This window comes from Ensifer sp. LBL, assembly GCF_050435225.1.
Classification (GTDB): domain Bacteria; phylum Pseudomonadota; class Alphaproteobacteria; order Rhizobiales; family Rhizobiaceae; genus Ensifer.
Map to the genome: position 1 here is coordinate 278,881 of NZ_JBNDJY010000008.1, position 22,495 is coordinate 301,375.

Below are 22,495 nucleotides of genomic sequence, written 5' to 3' on the forward strand. Positions count from 1 at the left end.
GCTTCATTTGTATGGATCGGCGGCGTCACGCAACCCATCTCCCAAGAAGTTGAACGCCAAAATCACAAGAATGACCGGAATTGTGGGAAATAGGAGCCAGGGATAGAAAGCAATGACGCTGACGCTTTTCGCCTCCGTCAGCAGAATGCCCCAGCTGGTGATCGGCGGCCTGAGACCGAGGCCAAGGAAGCTGAGCGCCGTTTCCCCGAGGATCATGCCGGGAATAGAGATGGTCGCGGTGGCGATCAGATGCGACATGAAACCGGGCACGAGGTGCCGGCCGATGATGCGGCTGCTCCTTGCGCCCATAAGCTGGGCCGCAAGCACATAGTCTTCCTCACGCAGGGCCAGCAGCTTCGAGCGGACAGCGCGCGCAAGCCCGGTCCAATCGAGCAGGCCGAGGATGATCGTGATCGCGAGGTAGATGAAGATCGGACTCCAGGTCGCCGGCATGATCGCCGCCAGCGACAGCCAGAGCGGAATGCTCGGGATCGACTGCAGCACCTCGATCACGCGCTGGACGATGAGATCGAAGACGCCGCCATGGTAGCCGGCGAGACCACCGATGACGATGCCGAGCACGAAGCTGACGGTGATGCCGAGAAGGCCGATGGTCAGCGAAATCCGCGCGCCATAGATGATGCGCGACAGCACGTCACGACCGAGGCGGTCTGTTCCGAGGAAGAAGGCCTGGCCGCCCTTTGCCGGACAGACGAGATGCACGTTGCTTTCGAACAGCCCCCAGAAGCGATAGCCGTCGCCGCGGCAGAAGAAGCGAAGCGGCTGCACGTCCTTGGTATCGTCGGCGTAGTTGCGCTTCAGCGTGTCCATATCCAGCGTCATCGTGCGGCCGTAGACGAAGGGACCGACGAACTTGCCCTCATGGAAAAGATGCACCCCCTGCGGCGGGGCATAGATGTAGTCCATGTTGCGTGTGTGCAGGTTGTAGGGCGCCAGAAACTCGCAGACGACGATCATCAGGTACAGCGCTGCGAGAAAGATGCCAGACGCAAGCGCGAGCCTGTGGCGGCGGAACTTCCACCACATCAATCGCAGCTGCGAAGCCTGGTTGACGCGCACCTGCTCGTCCGTCATCGCCTCGACGGAATAGGGATCGAACGGGGCCGTCGATACGTAGTGCGGCATGGGCTCGCCGGGCGCCGGGAGAAATGACGTCACTTGGTGCTCCTGCCTTGCAGCCGAATTCGAGGATCAAGAATGGCGAGCGCGATGTCGGAGATCAGCACACCGATCACCGTCAGGAAGGCCAGGAACATCAGGAACGACCCGGCAAGATACATGTCCTGGCTCTGCAACGCCTTGATCAGCATCGGGCCGGTAGTCTCGAGCGACAGCACGATCGCCGTGATTTCCGCGCCGGAGATGATCGCCGGCAGGATCGAACCGATATCGGAGATGAAGAAGTTGAGCGCCATGCGCAGCGGATACTTCACCAGCGTGCGCATCGGTGACAGGCCCTTGGCGCGCGCCGTCACCACATACTGCTTCTGCAGTTCGTCGAGCAAGTTGGCGCGCAGGCGCCGGATCATGCCGGCGGTACCCGCCGCGCCGACGATGATCACCGGAATCCAGATGTGTTCGAGGATCGACTTCGCCTTTTCCCAACTCATGGGTTCGGCGAGATACTTCTGGTCCATCAGGTGGCCGATGGAAATCCCGAACCAGATGTTGGCGAAGTACATCAGGATCAGCGCTAGCATGAAATTAGGGATGGCGATGCCGATCAGGCCCATCAGCGAGAGGCCGTAATCGCCCCAGCTGTACTGATGGGTCGCCGAGTAGATGCCGATCGGGAAAGCGATCAGCCAGGTGAAGATGATGGTGACAAAGGAAACGAGGATCGTCAGCCACAGGCGATCGCCGACGACGGCGCTGACCGGAAGCTCGTACTCGAAGGAATAGCCGAAGTCGCCCTGCAGCATGCCGCCGAGCCAGTAGACGTAGCGCAGCACCGGCGGCTGGTCGAAGCCGTACTCCTTCCGGAGCGCCTCGATCTGCTCCATGTCGACGCCTTCGCCCTGCGCCTTGATCTCGGCGACATAGCTTTCGAAGTAGTCGCCCGGCGGCAGTTCGATGATGGTGAAGACAAGGGCGGAAATGATGAGGAGGGTCGGAACCATCGCCGCGATACGCCAGAGAATATATCGCAGCATGTCAGCCTTCCTGTTCGATCCAGAAGGTGTCGGGTTTGTAGACACCGAAATAACACGTGGGGTCGAAGCCGTAGAGCGCAGTGTCAGGCACGTTCCTCAGCTTCTTTGCCACGAGGATCGGCTGGAGCGAAGCGTTGACGATGCCGATCGAGAACACCTGGTCGGTATAGATCGAGAGCATCCGGCTCCAGATCTCCGTCCGTTCGGCGTCCTCGGCCGAATGCCGCCAGCGCTGCAGCAGTTCCGTCAATTCGACGGCTGCCGGAAGGTCCGGGGCCTGGCCCATTTCGCCGTGGGAAAGATAGTTCAGCCCCCAGACCGGCCACTGCAGCTGGTCGTCGGCGGTCGGCGCAAGCTGGCCGGGGTTCATGCTGGCCGTCGGCACGCCATTGTCTATGCCAAACCACATCGACATGATGATCTCGCCACCGACGGCGCGGCTGCGGAACGTGTCGCGCTGCGATGTCCGGATGAAGAGCGATATCCCGACCTTCTGCCAGTAGTCGGTGATGAGCTGCAGCACGTCCGTCTCGAGCGTGCTCTCGCCCGCCGTCTCCACGACGATCTGCGCTGCGCGCCCGTCGGAAAGAATGCGGATGCCGTCGCTGCCCTTTTTGGTGAGGCCCGCCTCGTCGAGCAGTGCATTGGCCTGTTCCGGATCGTGGGCGACCCAGGCACTGGCAAACTCGGGCCGGAAGAGCGGACTGTCCGGCAGAATCGTATCGGCGCTTTCCTTCGTCAGGCCGTAGAACACCGCCTTGTTGATTTCGGTACGGTCGATGGCAAGCGACAGCGCGCGGCGAACACGCACATCCTGCAGCAGCGCCCGCCAGACCTCATCCGAGCAATTGAGATTGGGAAGCAGCGCCAGACGCGAACCCTGCGTCTTCTTCCACAGAAGCACCTTCACCGGGTAGCGCTTCTCGGAATCCTTCAGGAAGGTATAGTCGACGAAGTCGATACTGGTCGCCTGCAGGTCGCTCTCGCCGGTGCCGGTCTTGGCCGGGATCAGCGCCGAGGAACTGACGCTGAGCACAAACTTGTCGATATAGGGTAACTGCAGACCGTTCTCGTCGACGCGATGATAGTAGGGATTGCGCTCAAAGACGAATTGTTCGGCCGGAAGCGGCGTCGTGTTGCGCCAGGGGTCCAGCGTCGGCAGGTCCGGGTTTTCCGGGCGGTAGGAACGGGCCATGCGCATGTGCAGCTGGCTCCATTTCTTGACCCGCTCTTCTTTCATCAGGGCCTTGAGCTTGTCTTCTTCCTGATACTTCTCATGGAATTGTTTCAGGTAGGCCGATGGCATCACCACCACCATCGGCTGCGGGCCGGCGAGTTTCTGCAGGAAGTCGGGATTGGGCGTCGACCAGGAGTAGCGCACCGTGCGTTCGTCGATGATCTCGAACTTGGCGGCCTCGCCGTCCATGACCAGCGCCGTCGGCAGCCCGGCCGGGCTCAGCTTCTCGTTGTTGAGAACGTCGTCCCAGCAATAGCGGAAATCCTCCGACGTCAGCGGCGTGCCGTCGGACCATTTGTGGCCTTCGCGGATGTGGAAGGTGAAGATGCGGTCCTCGATCGTTTCGAAGCTTTCGAGAACGTCCGGCTCGATCTTCAGCGCCTCGTCGAAACCGACCAGGCGGGCATAGCCGTAGATCGTCATCAGGCGGATGTCCTTGGCGCTGCCGATCAGCATCCGCACCTCGCCGCCGTACTTGCCGGGCTGGCGCCCCATGGCTGCGACGTTGATGACGCGCGGCGTCTTCGGCAGACGCTCGGCAAGCGGCGGCAGCTTGCCGTCAGCAATCTGCTTTTCCCAGAACGCGGGCTCGCCCGCAGCCGCAAAGAGCCGCGTCGGCAGAGCCACGGTCGCAAGCAATGCCAGTACAGTTCGGCGGGTGATCATGGCCGCAACTCCCTTGCATCCACGGATCGGCGTGCCAGCACGATGTGGTCACCGCCGAGATCCGCGGGGATCAGCGCGTCGCCGGCATCGTCGTCCCGGAACTGTGGCCCCCAGCGCCGCATGTCCGAACCTTCGCTGTCCTTCAGCCGTTCGAAATCAAGCGGCCGGTCGAGATCCGGGTAAGGGACCGCCGCCAGCAGCGACTTGGTATAGGGATGAACCGGATTGCGCATCAGCACCTCTCGCGGCGCCAGTTCGACAATGCGCCCGGCGCACATCACGGCGATGCGATCGGCCATGTAGTCCACGACCGCAAGATTATGCGAGATGAACAGGCAGGTCAGCCCCAATTCCTTCTGCAGATCCTTGAGCAGGTTGAGGATCTGCGCCTGGACGGAAACGTCGAGCGCCGACACCGGTTCGTCGCAGATCAGCAGTTCCGGCACGAGCGCAAGCGCACGCGCAATGCCGATGCGCTGGCGTTGGCCGCCCGAGAACGAATGCGGGTAGCGGTTGATGAAGCGCTGGTCGAGGCCGACGGCCTGCAACAGCGACCGCACCGTCTCGACGCGCGACTTCGCCGTACCGCGGCTGTGGATCTCCAGCGGCTCGCTGAGGATGTTCTTGACGGTCATGCGCGGCGAGAGCGAAGAGACCGGATCCTGGAAGACCATCTGGATCTTGGATCGCATGGCCTTGAGGTCGTCGCCCTGCACCTTCAGCACATCGACCGGTCCCTCGCCATTGTCGAAGGTCACCGAGCCCTGGTCGGGCGTGATGGCGCGCATCAGGATCTTGCTGACAGTGGTCTTGCCGCAGCCGCTTTCCCCGACGAGGCCGAGGCACTCGCCACGGCGGATGTCGAAGCTGACATCGTCGACGGCGCGATGGAGCGTATTTTCGCCACCGCCGAACCAGGACGATTTCCGCGTTCCGTAGGTCTTCGAGACATTGCGGACGGACAACAGCACATCGGGACCGGCGCGCCGGTCGGCCGCCGAGGTCCCAAGCAGCGTGCCGGCCTTGACCGGCACTTCGCGCAGCGCCTTCAGCCGCTCGCCGGGCTTCATGTCGAAATGCGGAACCGCGGCCATCAGACCCTTGAGATAGGGATGCTGCGGATTGCGGAAGATCGCTTCGACCGGACCGGCCTCGACGATCTGGCCGTGATAGATCACCACAACCTCGTCGGCCATGTTGGCGACGACGCCGAGATCGTGCGTGATCAGCAGCATCGCCATGTTGAGCTTGACCTGAAGCTCGCGCAAGAGTTTCAGGATCTGCGCCTGAACCGTCACGTCGAGCGCCGTCGTCGGCTCGTCGGCGATCAACAGCGCCGGCCGGCAGATCAATGCCATGGCGATCATCGCGCGCTGGCGCATGCCGCCCGAAAGCTCGAACGGATACATGTCGTAGGCGCGCTTCGGATTGGCAAAACCCACATAGCCGAGCAGCTCTTCCGTTCGCGCCCGGCGTTCCGCCTTTTCCGCGTCCGTGTGGATCTTCAGGACTTCGGAAATCTGGTTTCCGATCGTGTGGAGCGGCGACAGCGATGTCATCGGCTCCTGGAAAATCTTGCTGATGCGCGTGCCGCGCAGGGCGCGGATCTCCTCCCCTTCCCGCTCGAGCGAGAGCAGGTCGATCGGCTTTGCCGCCGTCGTCGGGTCGTTGAACAAAATTTTGCCACCAACCTTGGCGACGTTGGGCAAAATGCCCATCACCGCCTGGCTGATTGCGGATTTCCCCGATCCGGATTCGCCGACGAGCGCCGTCACCTTGCCGGGCAAAATCCTGAAATTCGCGTTATTGACGGCTTGAACTTCGCCGCCGAGCACCGAGAATGTGATCCGCAGACCTTCAACTCGAAGCAGGTCCGCCCCAGATGTCATAGCAGCACGCTTCCCTCATTGCTTTTTATCCGCCGCCTCTAAAAAAAGACTAGCGCAGCTTCTAAGGGCTGTCCAGCACACCCGGTGGCAGACGAGGCTATACCCACCTGCATCTTCAGATGGTTAGAACGAAGGGCAGGCACCGCCCTTCAACACGTCGGCGCAATTGGGCGAGCGTCGGAAGTCGTCGTAAAACAGCGTCCAGTTGGTGTCATCGGCCGCCCGGTAGGGGCCGAACTTGAAGTACTGGTTCTTGCCGAGCCCCTTGTCGTCGTGGCCGATATGGCCGGTCACCGTGATGATCGGCTTGTCGTTGGCAAAGAGTTCGATGCGCCCCGTGCCATTGGCTCCCGGCAGCGTGTAGATCGCGAAATCGATCCAGCCGGACTTCGGGTCGGGCAACGGATTGCCGTGGCTCGTCACCTTGATTGCATCGGTGCACGCATTGAACAGGCTGCCGTCGATCAGCTCCCAATTGTTGTCCGCCGCGACCAGCATGCGCATCTGGTTGACGCCCGGCCGTCCCCAGACGGGGACTTCACCCGGCTTGCAGCTCGCCGGCTTTCCCTCAGGACCGGCCGAGAGCGGCGCGATATAGTTCGTTTCCACCGTGGCGAAGAGCTTGCCAGCCTCGAGCCTCAGGGCGAGGAACGGGCTGAAATCGCCCTCCGCACCCGGGTCGATCTCGCGCTTCCACTGGGCGATCAGATAACGATGGTCCTCGTTGGGGATCGGGTCGGCAAACTTGACGGCAAAGCCATACCAAACACCCTGGTCGTAGGGCACACGCAGTGCCGTCTTCTCCCAGATCTCGGCCCGCTCGCTGCAACCGTCGAGCGAATCGGGACAGGTCGGAACGACGCTCAGCTTGAGCGCGCCGTTGCCGTTGTGCTTGACGTCGCCCTGGAACTCCACCGTGCCGGCGGTCTGTTCGAAATTCTCGCGATAGTAGAGCCCGCCCTCAGGCGCGAAATCCCGCCCCTCGAAGCCGTCGGAAAGCTTGGTTTCCCATGGCTGCGCCATCGCGCTCCCGGCCATGAGGATGGAAGCGGCGAAAAGGACGGTACGAAACATTCTTCCCCCTACTGAAGCATCTTGTCGATCAGGCCGCGCGGCGGCTGCAGCGGACGCGTATTGCGATGAAGCAGCATGACATGCTCCGCCTCGGAAAGTCCATCCTGCAACACGTCGTCGAAGCGTTCGTCGGCCCTTGCGAGCAAGGCCGCGTCGTTGGGGTAGAGGATCGTGAATTTCTGCCGGACGCCCCGGAGCTTTTCCTGGCCGAGCGCCGTCCAGTCACCGCCGCAATAATTGACGAAGGCTTCGCTTGCGACGACGCTATGGGCGTATTTCTTGGTCAGGTTCTGCAACCTCTGGACTTCGTTGACGGCGGAGCCGAAAGCCGAGAACGTCAGCCGGTCGCGCAGGCCCACATTGCCGAACATCACGTTGCCCACATGCAAGCCGATGCCGTAGCCGATCGGATCGCGCGCCTGCTTGCGCCGCTCGCCGTTCAGCATGTCCATGCGGGCGGTTGCCGCGCGAACGGCGGCAAAGGCCTCCCGGGCGGCAAATTCCGAGGGTTCCTTGTGGCGCCCACAGGGATAGACGGCGATGAAGCCGTCACCGACGAAGCTCAGAATATGGCCGCCGTTGCGATTGAACGGGGCTGCGATCGCATCGAAATAGGTGTTCAGCGTCTCGATATAGGACTGACGCCCTTCCTTTTCCGCAAGCATCGTCGAGCGGCGCATGTCGCCCATGACGAGGATGGCGCGTACGGTCTCGCCGTCGCCGCGGCGAACCTGGCCGCTCATTACGCGCCGGCCGGCGCTGGAGCCGAGATAGGTGGTCAGCATGTTGTCGGCGAGCTTGCCGAGCACCGCCATCTTCGCGGCGACCGCCAGGTGATATTGCAGCTTCAAAAGCGCACCGATCACGTCATCTGTAAAACCACCGTGGCGATCGGTCGTCCAGGAACCAACCATGCCGTGGCCGGAATCGGCGCCCAGCGATTGCATGAAGGCGAGATAATCCGTTGCCCCCATTTCCTTGAGGTCGTCGAAAATCGGGAACTCGGACGGCGTATCCTGGTAGAGGCGCCGGCGGACATGCTCGAGATTGTTGTTAAGAAGGTAGTAATAGGGGCTCTGCAGGAACCGCTCGGGGTTGAGCGCCAGTTCCTCGTGCCGAAGGCCGCTGACCTCCACGCCCTTGCCGCGCACCCAGGTAAAACCCAACGCATCATAAAGCGGGTGCAGCATGGAGAAGGAAAGATGGACGCGCATCAGCGGCAGGCCGGCGGCCGCCAGCCGCTCGCAGAAGCCCTTGACGATCGTCTCCAGCGGCGCGTCGCTCAGCGATGTGCGCATCAGCCAGTCGGCGACCTTGTCGATGAGGATTTCGGATACGTTGTCGTTCGTCGGGCCCATTTCGCGTCCTCGCATGACAGACCGTCCCGCGTCAGCATCCGGAGACGGCGAACGCCCCGGCAATTTGCCGGTTCATGTTCGCGGTGGATGATGATGAGCCGTGCCCGTTAAGAAAATGCTCCAACCGATTCCGGCGTCGATGACGTGCAGGCACCCGGAATGCGGCACTTATATGTTGCAGATATTCACGCGCGCCGCCAATTTCCAGAGGCGGACGAAGATTTTTCCGACCTGTTGCAGCACGAAGATTTGATAGCCGGCTCACCGGCCTGCCGACAGCCGCAGCGCCGTGCCTCGCTTGACTTGGGGCTTGTTTCTCTCCAACAAACCACGACATGTTCGCGCGCCGCGCCTGTCTGTCCACGAGATCCGGAACCGAAACTTGACCTCACCTCATTTCGAAAGCCTGCTGTCGTCCATCTCCGCCCGGAGCGCCAAGGTCGGCGTCATCGGGCTCGGCTATGTCGGCCTGCCATTGGCGATCGCCGCTGCGCGCGCGGGCTATTCCGTCATCGGTTTCGACATCGATCCCGGCAAGATCGTCGCGCTCGACGCGGGCAAGTCCTATATCGGAGCGGTCTCGGATGCTGTTCTGGCTAAGGAGAGCAGCGCCGGCCGCTTCCGTTCCACGACGGATTTCCTCGAACTGTCCCGTTGCGACGTCATCGTCATCTGCGTACCGACGCCCCTGACCAAATACCGCGACCCGGACCTTTCCTTCGTCGAAAAGACGTCGCGGGCGATCGCCGCGACCCTGCGCCCCGCGCAGCTCATCGTCCTGGAATCGACCACCTACCCCGGCACGACCGACGGCATCGTGCGCAGCATTCTCGAGGAAACCGGCCTCAAGTCCGGAGCCGAATTTTTCGTCGGCTTTTCGCCGGAACGCGAAGACCCCGGCAATCCGGTCTATGAGACCGTGAGCATTCCGAAGGTGGTCGCCGGCGACGGGCCGGAGGCGTCAAAGCTGATGGAGACGTTCTACGCCTCCGTAGTCAAGACCGTCGTGCCGGTCTCGTCCAACGCCACGGCGGAAGCCGTGAAGCTCACCGAGAACATCTTCCGCTCGGTCAACATCGCGCTCGTCAACGAATTGAAGATCGTCTACGAGGCGATGGGCATCGATGTCTGGGAAGTGATCGAGGCGGCCAAGACCAAGCCGTTCGGCTACATGCCGTTCTATCCCGGCCCCGGCCTCGGCGGGCACTGTATTCCGATCGACCCCTTCTACCTCACCTGGAAGTCGCGCGAGTACGACCTGCCGACGCGCTTCATCGAGCTTGCCGGCGAGATCAACTCGGCCATGCCGCGCCACGTCGTCAGCCGGCTGGCCGAAGCGCTGGACCGGCACGCGGGCAAGGCGCTCAGCCGCTCCAACGTCCTCGTCATCGGCCTCGCCTACAAGAAGAACGTTCCCGATATTCGCGAGAGCCCTTCGCTGCGTCTGATCGAACTGATCGAGGAGCGTGGCGGCCGTACCTCCTATCACGACCCCTACGTCGCCGAGATCCCGCCGACACGCGAATATGCTGCTCTGAAGGGCCGCCGTTCGGTGGCGCTCGACGAGCCCACGGTGGCGGCGTTCGACGCCGTGCTGATCGCCACCGACCACGATCAGGTGGACTACGCGGCCCTCGCCAAGTGGGCGCCGCTCATCGTCGATACCCGCAATGTCTTCCACCGCAACGGCCTGACGGGCAGCCACATCATCAAGGCATAGCGCGACGGATGACGCGCATCGCCGCCGCAACGTTAGGCAGCGCCACCCGCGAAGGGTGGGGCGGCCTTGTTGCGCGCCAGCGCAGCCTTGAGATTGCTTGCCGCCACCGCATAACCGCCTGAGGCACCGTCGACGAAGTGTATGTGGTCGCGGGTCATGGGCGTCGGCACGATGCAGGTCATCAGCGCCGAATCCTGCCGGTGTAGGCCATAATGCCCGACGCCCTCGGCCTCTGCCCGCTGCAATCGCGCCTCGATCCGCTCGAGGCGCGCCGCGCTGATATCGATCGTCATTTTCAGGCCGTCGTCGAATTTGCGGAAGTCGGTGTTGTCGGCAAGGTCACGGCGATACCGGTTCGTATCGAAGGGGCCGAGGTTCCAGCCCATGCGAAGGCAGACGAATAGTGCCAGCGTCTGCACGGTGATGATGCAACGCTTCAGGAAACGCCGTCCTCGCGGAGCGGCCGCACGCGTCTCGGTGTCGATCCCCTGGAAAGAGAACCGCGCGGTCGGCCCGAGCTCGGGAACAGGGTGACCGCCGCGGTCTTCCTCGTCGGCAAGCGCGACGACGTCGGCGATCAGCGCCTGAAATTCCGGGCCGTTGCCCTTTGCCCCCGGCACCGCGATGATCGAAGCGATGGTGCCGTGGCGGGACTCGATCGGGTTCCAGCGACAGGAAAGGCCGGTCAGGTCGGGCCGGCTTCCGGCAGGCGCCGCCGCGACGTGATAGCGCCCGGCCTTCATTGCCGCCTCGGCCCAGCTAGCGCCACCGCCAGCAAACATCGCGTAGGAAACCTCGTCGCTCGCCTTGAAGCGGGCGACGCGCATATCGAGCCCGTGCTGGCGAATGTCGCCGACCGGAACAAGCGCGGTCCGCAACTCAAGGTCTAGTTCCTCCGCCACCCAGGTCTTCACCGCCGCAAGCGCATCCCGCGCCCGGTCGGCCATCGAGGCCGGCAGCGCCGCCAAGGCGCCGTCCCCCCCGAATACGAAGGGCATCGTCTTTTCTTCGAGCACGTTCATCAGGGCGGATATGACGCTCGCGCCGGCCATGTTGACCGTCTTGTAGCGGCCGTCGGCAATCGCGCCGGTCGAATTGACGATATCGGCGACGGCCAGCAGCCAGCCATCCGGCAATGGCCGGTAATTCGCCTCGTCCGCGACGCCCTCGAAGGCGTCGAACAGCGGCACGCTATCGTAAAATCGGCCTTCCATTGCTTCAGCCATCAGCGCCTCGATCTTCGCTCGCTCTTAACGTTCGATAGATAATTCACGCAGGAGCGCAACAAAAAGTTTCATTGGCTGTTACCACGGGGACACCTCTTTCTGGTTCGATGGCCTAGAAGACATGCGAGGAGCGGATTTGGCTGGAGCGGGACTTGGCGACGCGAAGGTTAGTTTCCAAATAATAACCCATGGCATTGCAGGGGTGTGGCCATCTGTGCTTGTTTAACAGTCACACAAGGATCAAAATGGTCCAAGCGTGCGTAGTGAAGCCGAAACTGAATGCGTGACGACAACTTTCGAGTGCGGTTCTGGGGCGTAAGAGGAAGTTTGCCGGTCTCCGGCCAACAATACGTCGCCTATGGGGGAAATACATCCTGCATCGAGATTCGATGCGGCAAGGACGTATTGCTGTTCGACGCCGGTTCCGGCCTGCGCGAGGCGGGCTATGCCCTGATCGCCGAAGGTGTCGAAGAGTTCGATCTGTTCTTCACCCACAGCCACTACGACCACATCATCGGTCTTCCCTATTTCAAACCCATCTACAAGTGTCGCAATTCGGTGCGCTTCTGGTCCGGCCATCTGCACGGCACCATGACCACGCGGGAGATGATCCGCGATTTCATGCGCCCGCCGTGGTTCCCGGTGGATCCCGACATCTGTCAGGCTAGCCTCGACGGCATGGACTTCAAACCGGGTGACGTGCTGACCCCACGTGCCGGCGTCACCATCCGCACGACGAGCCTCAACCATCCTGGCGGCTGCGTCGGCTACCGGATCGAATGGAACGGCCGCGCCGTCGCGCTCGTCTACGATACCGAGCACGAGCCGGGCGTTCTCGATCCTGGGGTCCTTGAGCTGATCGCCGGTGCCGACCTGTTCGTCTACGACTGCACCTATCTCGAAAGCGAGATGGAGCATTTTCAGGGTTACGGACATTCGACCGGGATGCATGGCGCAAGACTGGCAATGGCCGCCGGCGTCAAGCAGCTTGCCATGTTCCACCACGACCCGTCGCGCACCGACGAGGCGTTGGCCGCCATGGAACGCGACGTCCAGGCGACGTTCCCCGGTGCCTTTGCCGCCCGTGACGGACAGATCGTCGAGCTCGACTGAGCATACGATACCGCGTCGGAGCAGGCTTCACATTCCCCTGCGCAGAAAATCCCGGGCGGAACTATTTCTCGCCCTGCGGATTCCTTCTTTCCAAAGAAGGAGTAGCGCATGAACAAGGACAAGAAGGCCCAGCAGGCGATCGAGGAAACCGGCAAGGAACCCTCGGGTGGGCAGAATCTTCCGACTGCAGGTCCCCATGCGAAGGATCGGCTGACCGACAAGAGCAAGACGCCCGGCTCCGGCTTGCTGCCGGACAACGACGACGACGCGATCGTTCCCGGTAGCGGCTGAGGGTGTCTAAGCGTGGCCGTCGCACGCGACGGCCGCCTCGACCTTACATCGCGGCAAGCGCCCATTCCGAGACGCTTTCGAGACAGTCAGCGAAGCATTTGTCAGCACAGATCTGTCAGGCTGTGAGATCGGCACCGGTCCGCCAGCGACAGGCCGGATGCCCGGCCGTCAGGGCGAACAGCGCCTCCATGAAGGACCAGACGCCGGCGTCGTGAACCAGATGATGGGTGAGCACGCCGATGGTTCGCCCGGTCTGATCCCGCTTCTCTTCATCGCCACCGCAGACCTGCCGCAGCCGGCCGATTAGGTCAGACACGATTGCCGCGTGGTCGCGGCAACCGCGTGTTCCCTGCCAGTCCATCACATCGACATGGGTGTTGACGAGCTTGAACGGCGAAGGCTTTTCGGGGCCGTAGACCGAGAGCGCTTCAAAACCGATCCCGGGCAGGCCATCCAGAAGCGCGGCATCGATCCGGTTCCACGGCGGCACCAGCATCGGCACGAAGCTGCGCGGAAACAGCGCCTGGAGGCGCGCATAGCCCTCGGCGAGTTCCTGGAGAACCGTTGAGCGCGGCCGGTGGGCGCCGAGTTCCTGCTTCTTCTCTTCCGGTAGAGCGTGGTTGCGATGCGCCCAGCCGTGCACCGCGATGCTGACGCCGGCATGCCCATCCAGGTGGCGCGCAAGCGCCTCGCCCGTCAGCGCCGGCGGCACGGCGATGACCACGGGAAGCTGGTGGCTGTCGACCAGCGACAGCAGGCGGTCAAGCGCTGCCGTCGGCTCGGCGGCATCGTCGTCCCGCAGCCAGAAATCCACCTGTCGCCCGGATTCAGCCACGCGGTCGAGCGCGGCGGCAAGCTGCTGCCAGTGGGATTGCGTCATGCCGTCGCCTCCAGGTGCTCGTCGAATATCGTGCGCAGCCGCCCCGTCGCGGCAGGAAAGGAACGTTCCTCGTGGACGAACCGTGCGGCTGCTGCGCCCAATCTTCGGCTACGAGCCGGGTCCTCTATTAGCGCCCGCATCGCCGCCGCGAAGGCCGCCACATCGCCGTCGGACGTGAGGATCCCTGTCTCGCCGTCCTTGACCACTTCTGGCACGCCGGCAGTATTTTGCGCAACGATCGGCAGGCCCGCCGCCTGGGCTTCGAGGTAGGCAAGCCCATAGGCCTCGCCGCAACCCGGCCAGACATAGAGGTCGCCGCGCGCAAGAATGGCCGGCAGATCGGCAGCGCTCCTTTCGCCGAGCCATTCCAGCCGGTCGGACGCCAGGGTCGAAAAAGCCTGTTGCACCTCGTTGCGGCACGGACCGTCACCGACGATCGTCAGGGTCCAGCGGCTATCGGCGATGCGTGTCAGCGATTGCGCCAGCATGCGGTAGCTGTCCATCTTGTCGCCGCTGCGCATCATCGCGACAACGACCATGCGGCAGAGGTCATCCGTGCTTCCGCCGGCCGGCACGAAGGGGGTCGCATCGATGAACGGCGCAAGCATCGCGTGGCGGCAGTCGGGCGCGGCCTCCAGCAGCCCATCGCGGTCCCGGCGCGTCAGACAGATGTTGACCGCCGCCTGCTTAATGGCCTGGAGCACGTGGCGCTGGGCGATCGCGCGCACACCCTCGTTTCGCCGCGCCGAATACGAAGCTTCGGCCGTCACATAGGGGATGGCGAATTCGGCGGCGAGTGTCGGACCGAGGAGATCGGGCGCCTTGTAGTAGGGATGGTAGCAGAACCAGAGATCGGGGGCGCCGTCGCGCGTCCAGTCCTGCCGAAGGCGGGCGATCTCACCGGCCGCCCTTTGCTCCAGCTCATGAAATTCTGCGTCCGATGCGGTCGCCATGAAGCTGCGCAGGCCCGAGACGACCGCGACCTCGTGCCCTCCCGCGTCGAGTGCCGCAACCAGCATGCGCGCCATCAGCCGGTCGCCCGAGGGAACCGGATGGTCAGGAGATTTCAGCGGTGCGTAAAAGGCGATCTTCATCCGCAGCGAGCTATCGTTTCTCCGCAGCGCAGTGTCAACCGACTGCACCGGAAGCTTGCCGCTTTCCGATGGCAACGCGGGAATGAAAAGGACGCGTCCGCGCCGCCAATTGCGGCCAGGGGCATGCCAGGCGCGGCCGCCACCGGTTCATCGGTCGATCGGTAAATCGTAGTAATCCCGGCGGATCAGTTTCAGCGAGCGGTCCGGCTCGATGACATAGGTTTCCTGAACGAAGCTGTTGCCGCTCGTGAAGCGGTGCGGGACGATGCTGCCGACCGGCGCTTTCGTCAGCTTCGTGCGGGGCTGCCCGCCATAGGTGATGCTGCCGGGGATCGGCTCCAGGTCCGGCGTCGTACAGCCCGCAAGCGTCACCGCGGACAGAGCAAGCAGGCCATACAGCCCACCAAGACTTCGGATGCTTTTCACCATGATCACCTGGCGAGCCCGGTGCCCAACGCGCGGTGCCCGCCACTCCTTGTTTCGTTTCTCTTCTTCCAGCCCGTGGCCGGACCGCGAAATGTGACCGCCACGCCCACTAAGGTGTTGCGACCACCCCTGTGCTGCCGGCCTTCTCGACCGAGGTTTCCGTATCATGCTCCGACAGCAGGCTATAGGCGACATAGTATTTGTAGATGTTGCTGACGTATTGCACCGTCTCGCGCCCGACGATCGCCGCCGCGGCATTCTCGACATTGCCGAACCAGAGGTTCGGGTCGAGCCCCATATCCTTGGCCTTGGCCCTGAACTTGCGGAGGTTTCCTGGCCCGGCATTGTAAGCCGCGAAGGCGAAAAGCATCTGGTTTTTCGGTGTGACGGCCGGGTCGTTGATGTAGGTATCGACGAGGTAACGCAGATATTTCGAGCCGGCCTCGACGTTGAGGTTTTCGTCCTTGTCGATGCCCTGGATGTTGACGGCCTTGTCGGCGGCGGTCGATGGCAGAAGCTGCATGATGCCGACCGCGCCCCGGTGGCTGCGGCGGGACTGGTCGAGCTGCGATTCCTGGTAGCCCTGCGCCATCAGCATCAGATGGTCGAAGGAATAGGTCTTCCCGTGCGTGCGGAAGATTTCCACGAGTTGCTTGAAGCGCTCGACATCGGCCGGCGCATAGGCGCGCTTCAGCATCTTGTCGCCCTTGTAATAAGTGCTCCTCAGAATGTTGCCGAAGGTGGTCCCCACCTTGTGGGTCTTGACGAAGTCGTCGAGCACCCCCTTGAGCTTGGGGCTGTCCTTGCGGATCGCCCAGGCGATTTCGCCATGGTCGGAAACGACGATATCGTCACGCACCTTGAGGTCGGTGAACACCTTCACCCAGATGTCCGCCTTGTATTTGTCGACGACCGTCCAGGGCAACAGGCCGGCGTTGATCATCTCCAGGACATCTTCGTCCTCGAGATTCTCATCCATGTCCTTCAGCGCGATCGGCGCGCGGCCGGCCTTTTCGAAGCCGGCACTGAGCGCCGCCAGGTGCTCGTAGTAGCTGCTCGATCGGCGCACATGCAGTTCCTGTCCGCTCAGATCGTCGACGCTCGTGATCGCCGGAGCCGAAGGACCGGTGACCAGCACCTCCTGCGCTTCGTCAAAGAGCGGCGCAGTGAAATCGACCTTTCCAAGCCGTGCCTCGGTGATCGTCAGATTGGCCATGACGATGTCGCCGAGCCCTTCTTCGAGCGCCGACAGCAAACGTGCCCGCGGCATCGGTAGGAACCCGACGCGGATCTTGTCGATCTGCTTCTTGCGTCCCTTGTTGAGCTCGTTTTCGAGCGCCGTGCCGAACTCGACGGCTGTGCCCAGTTGCTGGCCGCGATCGACGAAGTAGATGGTCTTGCTGAACGGCACGAGAATGCGGATTAACCGCCGCTTCTCCATTCCATCGAAGTCGTCCTTGTGGGGAACGAACATCGAGCGAAGGAATTGCTCGTTCGACTGTGCCAGCGCACCGCTTCCCGTGAAGAACACGAGAAGCAGCAGCCCCAAGAGAACGCGTTTCATGTCAGCCCCCAGCCCGAGAACCCTGTTGCCGAAATGCTATTCCTGCGGCGGACCGCCTTCGCCGAGCGCGGCGGCCGCATTCTTCTTGGCGATGGCGTCACGGGTCGCAGCGGCCGCGGCGACCGATTGCTGCTGCTCGTCGCCCGCCACCTGCACGGTCGGCGAGGCGAAATTGATGCCATTTTCCTTGAAGGATTCCTTGATCATGACCTGCGCCCGACGCCTTACCTGGGTCTGTGCCCCCGGCTTGGTCTTCATGGCGAAACTCAAGGTCATGCCGTAGTCGCCAAAGTTCTCGACGCCCTTCATCTTGACCGTTTCCAGGATCAGCGGCCCGATGTCCGGATCCTCGAGCAGCTTGGCGCCGATGCCCTTCACCAGCTTCTTCACCTTGGCGACGTCGGCATCGAAGGAAACGTTGATCAGGAACTTGTCGATCACCCAGTCTCGGCTCATGTTCTGCACCGCGCCGAGCGAGCCGAAGGGCACCGTATAGACCGGGCCACGGTGATGCCTGAGCTTGACGGAGCGAATGCTGAAGGACTCGACCGTGCCCTTGTAGCTGCCGCTCTGGATGTACTCGCCGATCCGGAAGGCATCGTCCATCATGTAGAAGATGCCGCTGATGACGTCCTTGACCAGCGTCTGCGAGCCGAAGCCGATCGCCACGCCGAAGACGCCGGCGCCGGCGATCAGCGGGCCGATTTCCACCCCTAGGCCGGAGAGCACCATCAGCACGGCCACGACGGCGATGAAGGCCGCCAGAAAATTGCGCAGGATCGGCAGCAAGGTCATCAGGCGGGTGTTGCGCGCGCGCTCGGCCGCATCCTCCGTCGCATGGTTGGCCTGCTTGACGCGCAGGTTGATGAAACCCTTCACCAGCTGCCAGACCAGATCTGCAGCCAGCAGAATGACGATGCCCGCCAGGACGCCGCGGAAACCCCGATTGAAAGCGTCGTCCTGCATCATCGACGTGGCGCCTACCTTGAAGACGAGCGCCAGCCAGCCGGCTGCCAGCGCGATGACCAGCAGCCGCGCGCCGCGCTCGATGAAGATATTGCGCATGACACGGGCCCCGTCTTCGGCCGAGGCGTCCAGCATCGTCTTGGTGAAGGCACTGGTGAAGCGCAGCAGCGGCGGCAGGCCGATCAGGTAAAGGCCGATCCAGAACAGCACGTCCATGCCGGCGACCCAGAGCAGCCACAGCACGATCAGGAACGCGACCAGGAACACATTGCCGACGATGCGGCGCGAGCCGATGACGGCGCCGACCGGACGTCGCACCACGGTCAGGATCCCGAGCCCCAAGACCACCAGGCCGAGCACTGCGGTGATGAGATTGCGCACGTCGGCAGAAATCGACAGCGCACTCATCGCATCGCCGACACCCCACACGAGCGCTCCGCCAGCGATCAGCCACAAGGCATGCCGATGCCAGAAGCTTGCCTCATCAGGCGTGAGCGAGAGGTAGCCCCCTCGTCCATCCGCGCTCTCCTCATTGACAGGCCCGCCCGTAAGGACGGCCGACGCGATGATCATCAGTAGGCGCGCTCCGATCCAGGCACCGAGCAGCGGCGCGATCGTCGTTTCCAGCCGCGGCGGCCAGTCGGCGATCGCCAGCACCGACATGGTGGCAGCCGCAAAGACGATGAGCGGCAGGACCCGTGTGAGCATGGTGCGGGCAGGCCCCGTCAGCACCGCCCCCTTCAGGCTGCGTCCGAGCAGCCAGCGCAGGAGGTATTCGGCGCCGTAACCGATCGCCAGGATCAGGAAAAACCCTTTGAGAATGGGCGCAGTGCCGTGGCTCTCCATGTCGCCGGCAAGGCGCTCCTGTGCCGCCCGAATTTCCGGACCGACGCGCGGAACCGCATTGCCGATGCCGGTCAGGTGACGCCGGATTTCGGCGGTCCACCGCGCCACGACACCGGTCGCGGGCGTTCCGTCCGCTGTATCAGCCGACGCGGCCGGCGCCGTCTGTTTCGTCGACAGCCACTGCTTCACTTCCGGATCATCGAGAAGCTGGATCAGTTGCTGGACCTTTGCGGGCGGGGCCGCAGGCGCGGCCTCCTGCGCCAGTCCCGGCGAAACCAGCCCGAAGACAACGGAAAGAAAAACAAGGAGACCGATGACCGGCCCCAGAAACAAACGACCCGACGACCTGACACAGCCCATTCTCAACACCCCCGACGAACATGCCCGTCCCCCGACCGGCACGACTCCCAATCTTTACAAAGGCTAACATACCACCGAACTGTTGCGCTAACGTCAAAAAGCGGCGCGGTCAACGGCGGCGGAAACCGCCACCGCCATGGAACCCGCCACCTCCGTGGAACCCGCCTCCGCCATGGAAGCCACCCCCGCCGCCAAATCCACCACCGCCCTGGAAGCCGCCGCCACCGTGGAAGCCGCCGCCGTCAAAGCCGCCACCGCCAAAACCACCCGGGCGGTCGAAGCCGCCGCCGCCACCGGCCGGGAAGTTCAGCGGCCGCTGATCGAAGGACTGCCGCTCGAAGGTGCGCTGGTTGCCAAGCTGCCGGCCGATATTGTCGATCGCCAGATGATCGGGAGCGTGCTCGCGGGCAGCCCGCGCCGCACCCTGGCCGGTTTGCTGGCGCGTCTCGATCCGCTGGTTGAGGTTTGCAGCCGCATCCGGATGGTTGGCGGAGAATTGCTCACCGGCTTTTGTCCTGTCCTGGATCAAAGGCTTCTGGACCGGCTGCCAGCCGTCCGGCGTATGCTTCTGCCATTGTCCGTCGTCACGTCGATAGACGTTTCCGTCGCGGCCGGCATAGACGTCACCGCCCTTGCCCCCGGCGACAAAGCCGTGGTTGCCCTCCGACGTGCGCCAGTTGACGCCGGCGCCGTTGGCAGTCGAGCCGCCGCTGATGCGGGCAAAATCGGACCCGTGCTTGACGGCGGCCGTGCCCCAGCTGCCGTAAACGTTATGCCCTCCACGGGCGATCGCCGCGTTGCCGGTGCGCGGATTGTAGGCGGCAACGAAGCCGCGGTCTCCGTTCGGCCCGTAGCCAACCGCGCCGCGAATATAGGTGCCCGTGCGCGGATTGTAGGCCGCACCGGCAGCAATGCCGCGATAGGGCCCGTAGGCATATCCGTAACGGCCGAACGTGCCGATGGCGGGGTTATAGAAAGCGCCGACGCCATAGGTCACCGGGCGCGGATAATAGGGCCAGTAGCCGCCACCGGCCCAGCCGTAATCCCAATAGTCGTCATAGTACCAGCCGGTGCCGTAGACGAAGGTATCCCAGGCAAGATAGGCGCCGAGATAACCCATCGTATAGCCGAACCAGACCGCATCGGGCTCGGTATCGTAGATGCGCACATAGGTGGCATTGTAGATCGGCGACGACGGCGGGATGGTATAGATCTCGTCCGGCACCGCCTTTGCCACGGCGAATGGCCCGGTCGGTGCATCGCCGACGAACCACACCCCGTCCTTCAGCACGAAGTACTTATCGCCGACCTTGATGACGGTCTCGTTGGTGTTGACCGCATAGGTCAGGGAGGTCCCGTCGATCTTTTCGAACTTCGGGTCGCCGCTATAGGCGACGTCCACGGTGACCGAACCGTCGAGGGCGACACGCGCCTTTTCGGGGATGCTGGCCTTCAGCCGTGCCTCTGCATTCTCGGAGGTGCCGGGAACGGATGAGCGCACCGTGTAGTAGGCCGCATCCTGCGGGATGTTCTGGAAGTCCTGCGGCAGTTTGGGTGTCGCAAAGGTCCAGGGTCCGTCGAGCGAGGCGCTCGCGAACCAGCGCCCGGATACGAGGATGTACCAGCTGCTATCGGCGTCACGGTAAAAGACGTCGCTCTCGGTGTTGGTCGCAACCTTGAGGCCGGTGCCCGGAACCTGCTCGAGTTTCGGCTCACCGTCGAAGGCGAGCAGTTCCGACGGCTTGTCCGAATAGATGACGTCGGGCACGATCACCTTGTCTGCCTGCGGCGGGATCGCCGCCTTGGCATCCTTCCAGTTGTCGTCGTCCGGCAGCTTGCTGAGAATGTCGGGAAGCGATGCCGCAGGCTGCCATCTCGAGGACATGTCCTTGGACTGCAGCCATGACTTGTCGTTGCGCAGGTAGTAGGTCGCATCGGCCTCGACCTTGAACAGGTCCCAATTGGTGTTGACCGCGAAGGAGAGCCCCTCGACGCCCTTGACCGGGGCGAGCACGATCTTGCCATCGGTCTGCACCAGGATTGCCGGCTTCTTGCTGACGAAGATCGGCGGTGCGTCGGCCTTCAGCCCCTCGACATTGCCGAGCCGCTGATAGTCGGCAAGGCTCGCCGTCAGCTTGTCCTCCGAAACGGTTATCGTCCCGACCGGCATCAGCTTGCCGACCTCAAGCGTCAGGTCCGCCAGCTCTTTGCGGTCGAGGACGGAAAAGTTGATCTCCGTCATCTTGATGTCGGAAACGACGACCTGGCCCGACGCACTGTCGGCGTCGGTCTTGCCGGTAACGCCGACCACGCCGAAGATCGGTTTGGCGTCGTCGGACTGCTTGTATTCGGCGGCAATCAGCGCATCGAGTTCGGTAAAATCCTTCCAGTCGTTGATCTGCGGCTGGTAGAGCGTGATGGTCGCGCCGCTATCGGTCTTGTAGGCGCGCGGCCAGCCGAGCCCCTTGGGATCGGCATCGTTCAGGTACTTGCCGCTGACGAAACCGTTCTGGCCGTTGAAGCTCACCGCGCACCAGGTGCCCGCATCGTCGCATTCCTTGACATCGACCTCGGTTCCCTCGGCGATCGTGCCCAGGCTGTTGAAGCCGGTTCCCGGTCCTTCCCGGAAATTGACGGAGGCGCTCGTCGTCGCCGGCCCGGCCTGCGCCGGAACGGTGGCAATCGCGAGGAGAGTGAAAGCGAGCGTCAGTCTGCGCATTAACGGTTCTCCGAGATCCCGGGCGGCCCGACGCGCGCCCGCAACGACTGAAGCAGAAGCCGACACCGGAACCGGTTGAGCCATAAGCATCTTTGCCCGCTGCCGTAGCGCAAGTACGTAACAGTAACGGCGACCGTAACGGGTCAGCGAGACGATGGATGCGACGGCGCAGAGCGTGTCGCAGCATACGGCCGCACGGAAGCGATTCGGAGCGCCGCAGGGGCGCATGCCGTTTCACCACCCCTTACGGTCCTTCAGGTCGCCCGCTTCTGTCCCGATCGCGACGGTCGCTATCCCGTCTCCCCAAGGGAAATCATCAAAGCGTCGCAAATCTTTGTGTTTTAGCCCGTAGTGATTGCATAGAGTCATTTATTCAAGCAAACTCATATGCATGATTTGACCACTCCTACGTGCGGAGGAAATACAAGTGAACACGAAAGCCCCCAGCCAGATCGATGTCTTTGTCGGTTCCCGCGTCAGGATGCGTCGGTTGATGGCCGGACTGAGCCAGGAGAAGCTGGCCGACGGTCTCGGGATCACATTCCAGCAGGTACAGAAGTACGAAAAAGGCACCAACCGCATCGGCGCGAGCCGTCTGCAGGCGATCGCCGATATCCTCGGCGTGCACCCGAGCTTCTTCTTCCAGGAGGGTGAAGACCCTGCCGGCGCACGCAACGGCGACACAACGCGCGAACCGAGCGAAATCTCGTCCTTCGTTTCGTCGAAGGAAGGCATCGCGCTCAACCGCGCTTTCCTGAAGATCACGGATCCGGTGCTGCGCAAGAAGATCATCTCGCTGGTGGCAGCCGTTGCCCAGACGCCGGAGACCGAGACCGCCCGCTCAAGCGCGAGCCACGCTCAGGACCTGCACGGCTAAACACCCGCGCCCGAC

At 63.0% G+C, this 22,495-nt stretch carries 17 protein-coding genes; 4 read left to right on the forward strand and 13 right to left on the reverse strand.

From position 1 onward, the window contains the following. Positions 1–3: 3 nt before the first annotated feature. From OKW20_RS28400 to OKW20_RS28425, 6 genes are all read right to left on the reverse strand, one after another. On the reverse strand, positions 4–1,146 hold the full coding sequence (locus tag OKW20_RS28400; protein ID WP_429116849.1) for an ABC transporter permease: 1,143 nt from the start codon (positions 1,144–1,146) through the stop codon (positions 4–6). A gap of 29 nt (positions 1,147–1,175) precedes the next feature. Further along, positions 1,176–2,174: an ABC transporter permease gene (locus OKW20_RS28405; protein WP_043613700.1), complete on the reverse strand. Its 999-nt coding sequence runs from the start codon at positions 2,172–2,174 to the stop codon at positions 1,176–1,178. Position 2,175: 1 nt separating this feature from the next. Continuing rightward, complete coding sequence (locus OKW20_RS28410) at positions 2,176–4,077, reverse strand: ABC transporter substrate-binding protein (RefSeq protein ID WP_429177544.1); 1,902 nt, start codon at positions 4,075–4,077, stop codon at positions 2,176–2,178. Then, positions 4,074–5,966 carry an ABC transporter ATP-binding protein gene (locus OKW20_RS28415; protein ID WP_043613696.1) on the reverse strand — a complete coding sequence of 631 codons (1,893 nt, stop codon included), beginning with the start codon at positions 5,964–5,966 and terminating at the stop codon, positions 4,074–4,076. The genes OKW20_RS28410 and OKW20_RS28415 overlap by 4 nt, the downstream gene beginning before the upstream one ends. Positions 5,967–6,089: 123 nt before the next feature. Further along, positions 6,090–7,040 carry a polysaccharide lyase gene (locus OKW20_RS28420; RefSeq protein WP_429177546.1) on the reverse strand — a complete coding sequence of 317 codons (951 nt, stop codon included), beginning with the start codon at positions 7,038–7,040 and terminating at the stop codon, positions 6,090–6,092. 8 nt (positions 7,041–7,048) lie between these two features. Beyond that, positions 7,049–8,398: an adenylate/guanylate cyclase domain-containing protein gene (locus tag OKW20_RS28425; RefSeq protein ID WP_043613693.1), complete on the reverse strand. Its 1,350-nt coding sequence runs from the start codon at positions 8,396–8,398 to the stop codon at positions 7,049–7,051. A 382-nt stretch (positions 8,399–8,780) separates the two neighbouring features. Between OKW20_RS28425 and OKW20_RS28430 the strand changes: the two genes are divergently transcribed. Next, positions 8,781–10,118 carry a nucleotide sugar dehydrogenase gene (locus tag OKW20_RS28430; RefSeq protein WP_429177548.1) on the forward strand — a complete coding sequence of 446 codons (1,338 nt, stop codon included), beginning with the start codon at positions 8,781–8,783 and terminating at the stop codon, positions 10,116–10,118. 32 nt (positions 10,119–10,150) lie between these two features. Here the strand turns inward: OKW20_RS28430 and OKW20_RS28435 are convergent, their stop codons facing one another. After that, positions 10,151–11,344, reverse strand: a complete 1,194-nt coding sequence (locus tag OKW20_RS28435) for a DUF3095 domain-containing protein (protein ID WP_429177550.1) — start codon at positions 11,342–11,344, stop codon at positions 10,151–10,153. Between the two features lie 279 nt (positions 11,345–11,623). On the opposite strand from OKW20_RS28435, the gene OKW20_RS28440 reads away from it, so the two are divergent. Next, positions 11,624–12,457, forward strand: a complete 834-nt coding sequence (locus tag OKW20_RS28440) for an MBL fold metallo-hydrolase (protein ID WP_043613689.1) — start codon at positions 11,624–11,626, stop codon at positions 12,455–12,457. A gap of 108 nt (positions 12,458–12,565) precedes the next feature. Then, positions 12,566–12,748 (forward strand): hypothetical protein, encoded by a 183-nt coding sequence (locus tag OKW20_RS28445; protein WP_043613687.1) that lies wholly within the window; start codon positions 12,566–12,568, stop codon positions 12,746–12,748. Between the two features lie 115 nt (positions 12,749–12,863). Here OKW20_RS28445 and OKW20_RS28450 read toward each other — a convergent pair whose 3' ends face one another. The 6 genes from OKW20_RS28450 to OKW20_RS28475 all read right to left on the reverse strand — a co-directional run bounded on the left by OKW20_RS28450 (position 12,864) and on the right by OKW20_RS28475 (position 21,603). Continuing rightward, positions 12,864–13,628: a polysaccharide deacetylase family protein gene (locus OKW20_RS28450; RefSeq protein WP_429177552.1), complete on the reverse strand. Its 765-nt coding sequence runs from the start codon at positions 13,626–13,628 to the stop codon at positions 12,864–12,866. After that, positions 13,625–14,722 carry a glycosyltransferase family 4 protein gene (locus tag OKW20_RS28455; protein WP_043613685.1) on the reverse strand — a complete coding sequence of 366 codons (1,098 nt, stop codon included), beginning with the start codon at positions 14,720–14,722 and terminating at the stop codon, positions 13,625–13,627. Before OKW20_RS28455 ends, OKW20_RS28450 begins: the two co-directional genes overlap by 4 nt. Positions 14,723–14,869: 147 nt before the next feature. Then, positions 14,870–15,151 carry a hypothetical protein gene (locus OKW20_RS28460; protein WP_043613884.1) on the reverse strand — a complete coding sequence of 94 codons (282 nt, stop codon included), beginning with the start codon at positions 15,149–15,151 and terminating at the stop codon, positions 14,870–14,872. 106 nt (positions 15,152–15,257) lie between these two features. Further along, complete coding sequence (locus OKW20_RS28465) at positions 15,258–16,712, reverse strand: lytic transglycosylase F (protein ID WP_043613684.1); 1,455 nt, start codon at positions 16,710–16,712, stop codon at positions 15,258–15,260. 36 nt (positions 16,713–16,748) lie between these two features. Then, a complete protein-coding gene (locus tag OKW20_RS28470; RefSeq protein WP_043613683.1) occupies positions 16,749–18,884 on the reverse strand; it encodes a mechanosensitive ion channel family protein in 2,136 nt (711 codons plus the stop codon). Between the two features lie 109 nt (positions 18,885–18,993). Further along, positions 18,994–21,603 (reverse strand): SH3 domain-containing protein, encoded by a 2,610-nt coding sequence (locus tag OKW20_RS28475; RefSeq protein WP_429177556.1) that lies wholly within the window; start codon positions 21,601–21,603, stop codon positions 18,994–18,996. Between the two features lie 427 nt (positions 21,604–22,030). On the opposite strand from OKW20_RS28475, the gene OKW20_RS28480 reads away from it, so the two are divergent. Then, positions 22,031–22,480, forward strand: a complete 450-nt coding sequence (locus OKW20_RS28480) for a helix-turn-helix domain-containing protein (protein WP_043613681.1) — start codon at positions 22,031–22,033, stop codon at positions 22,478–22,480. Positions 22,481–22,495 lie beyond the last annotated feature (15 nt).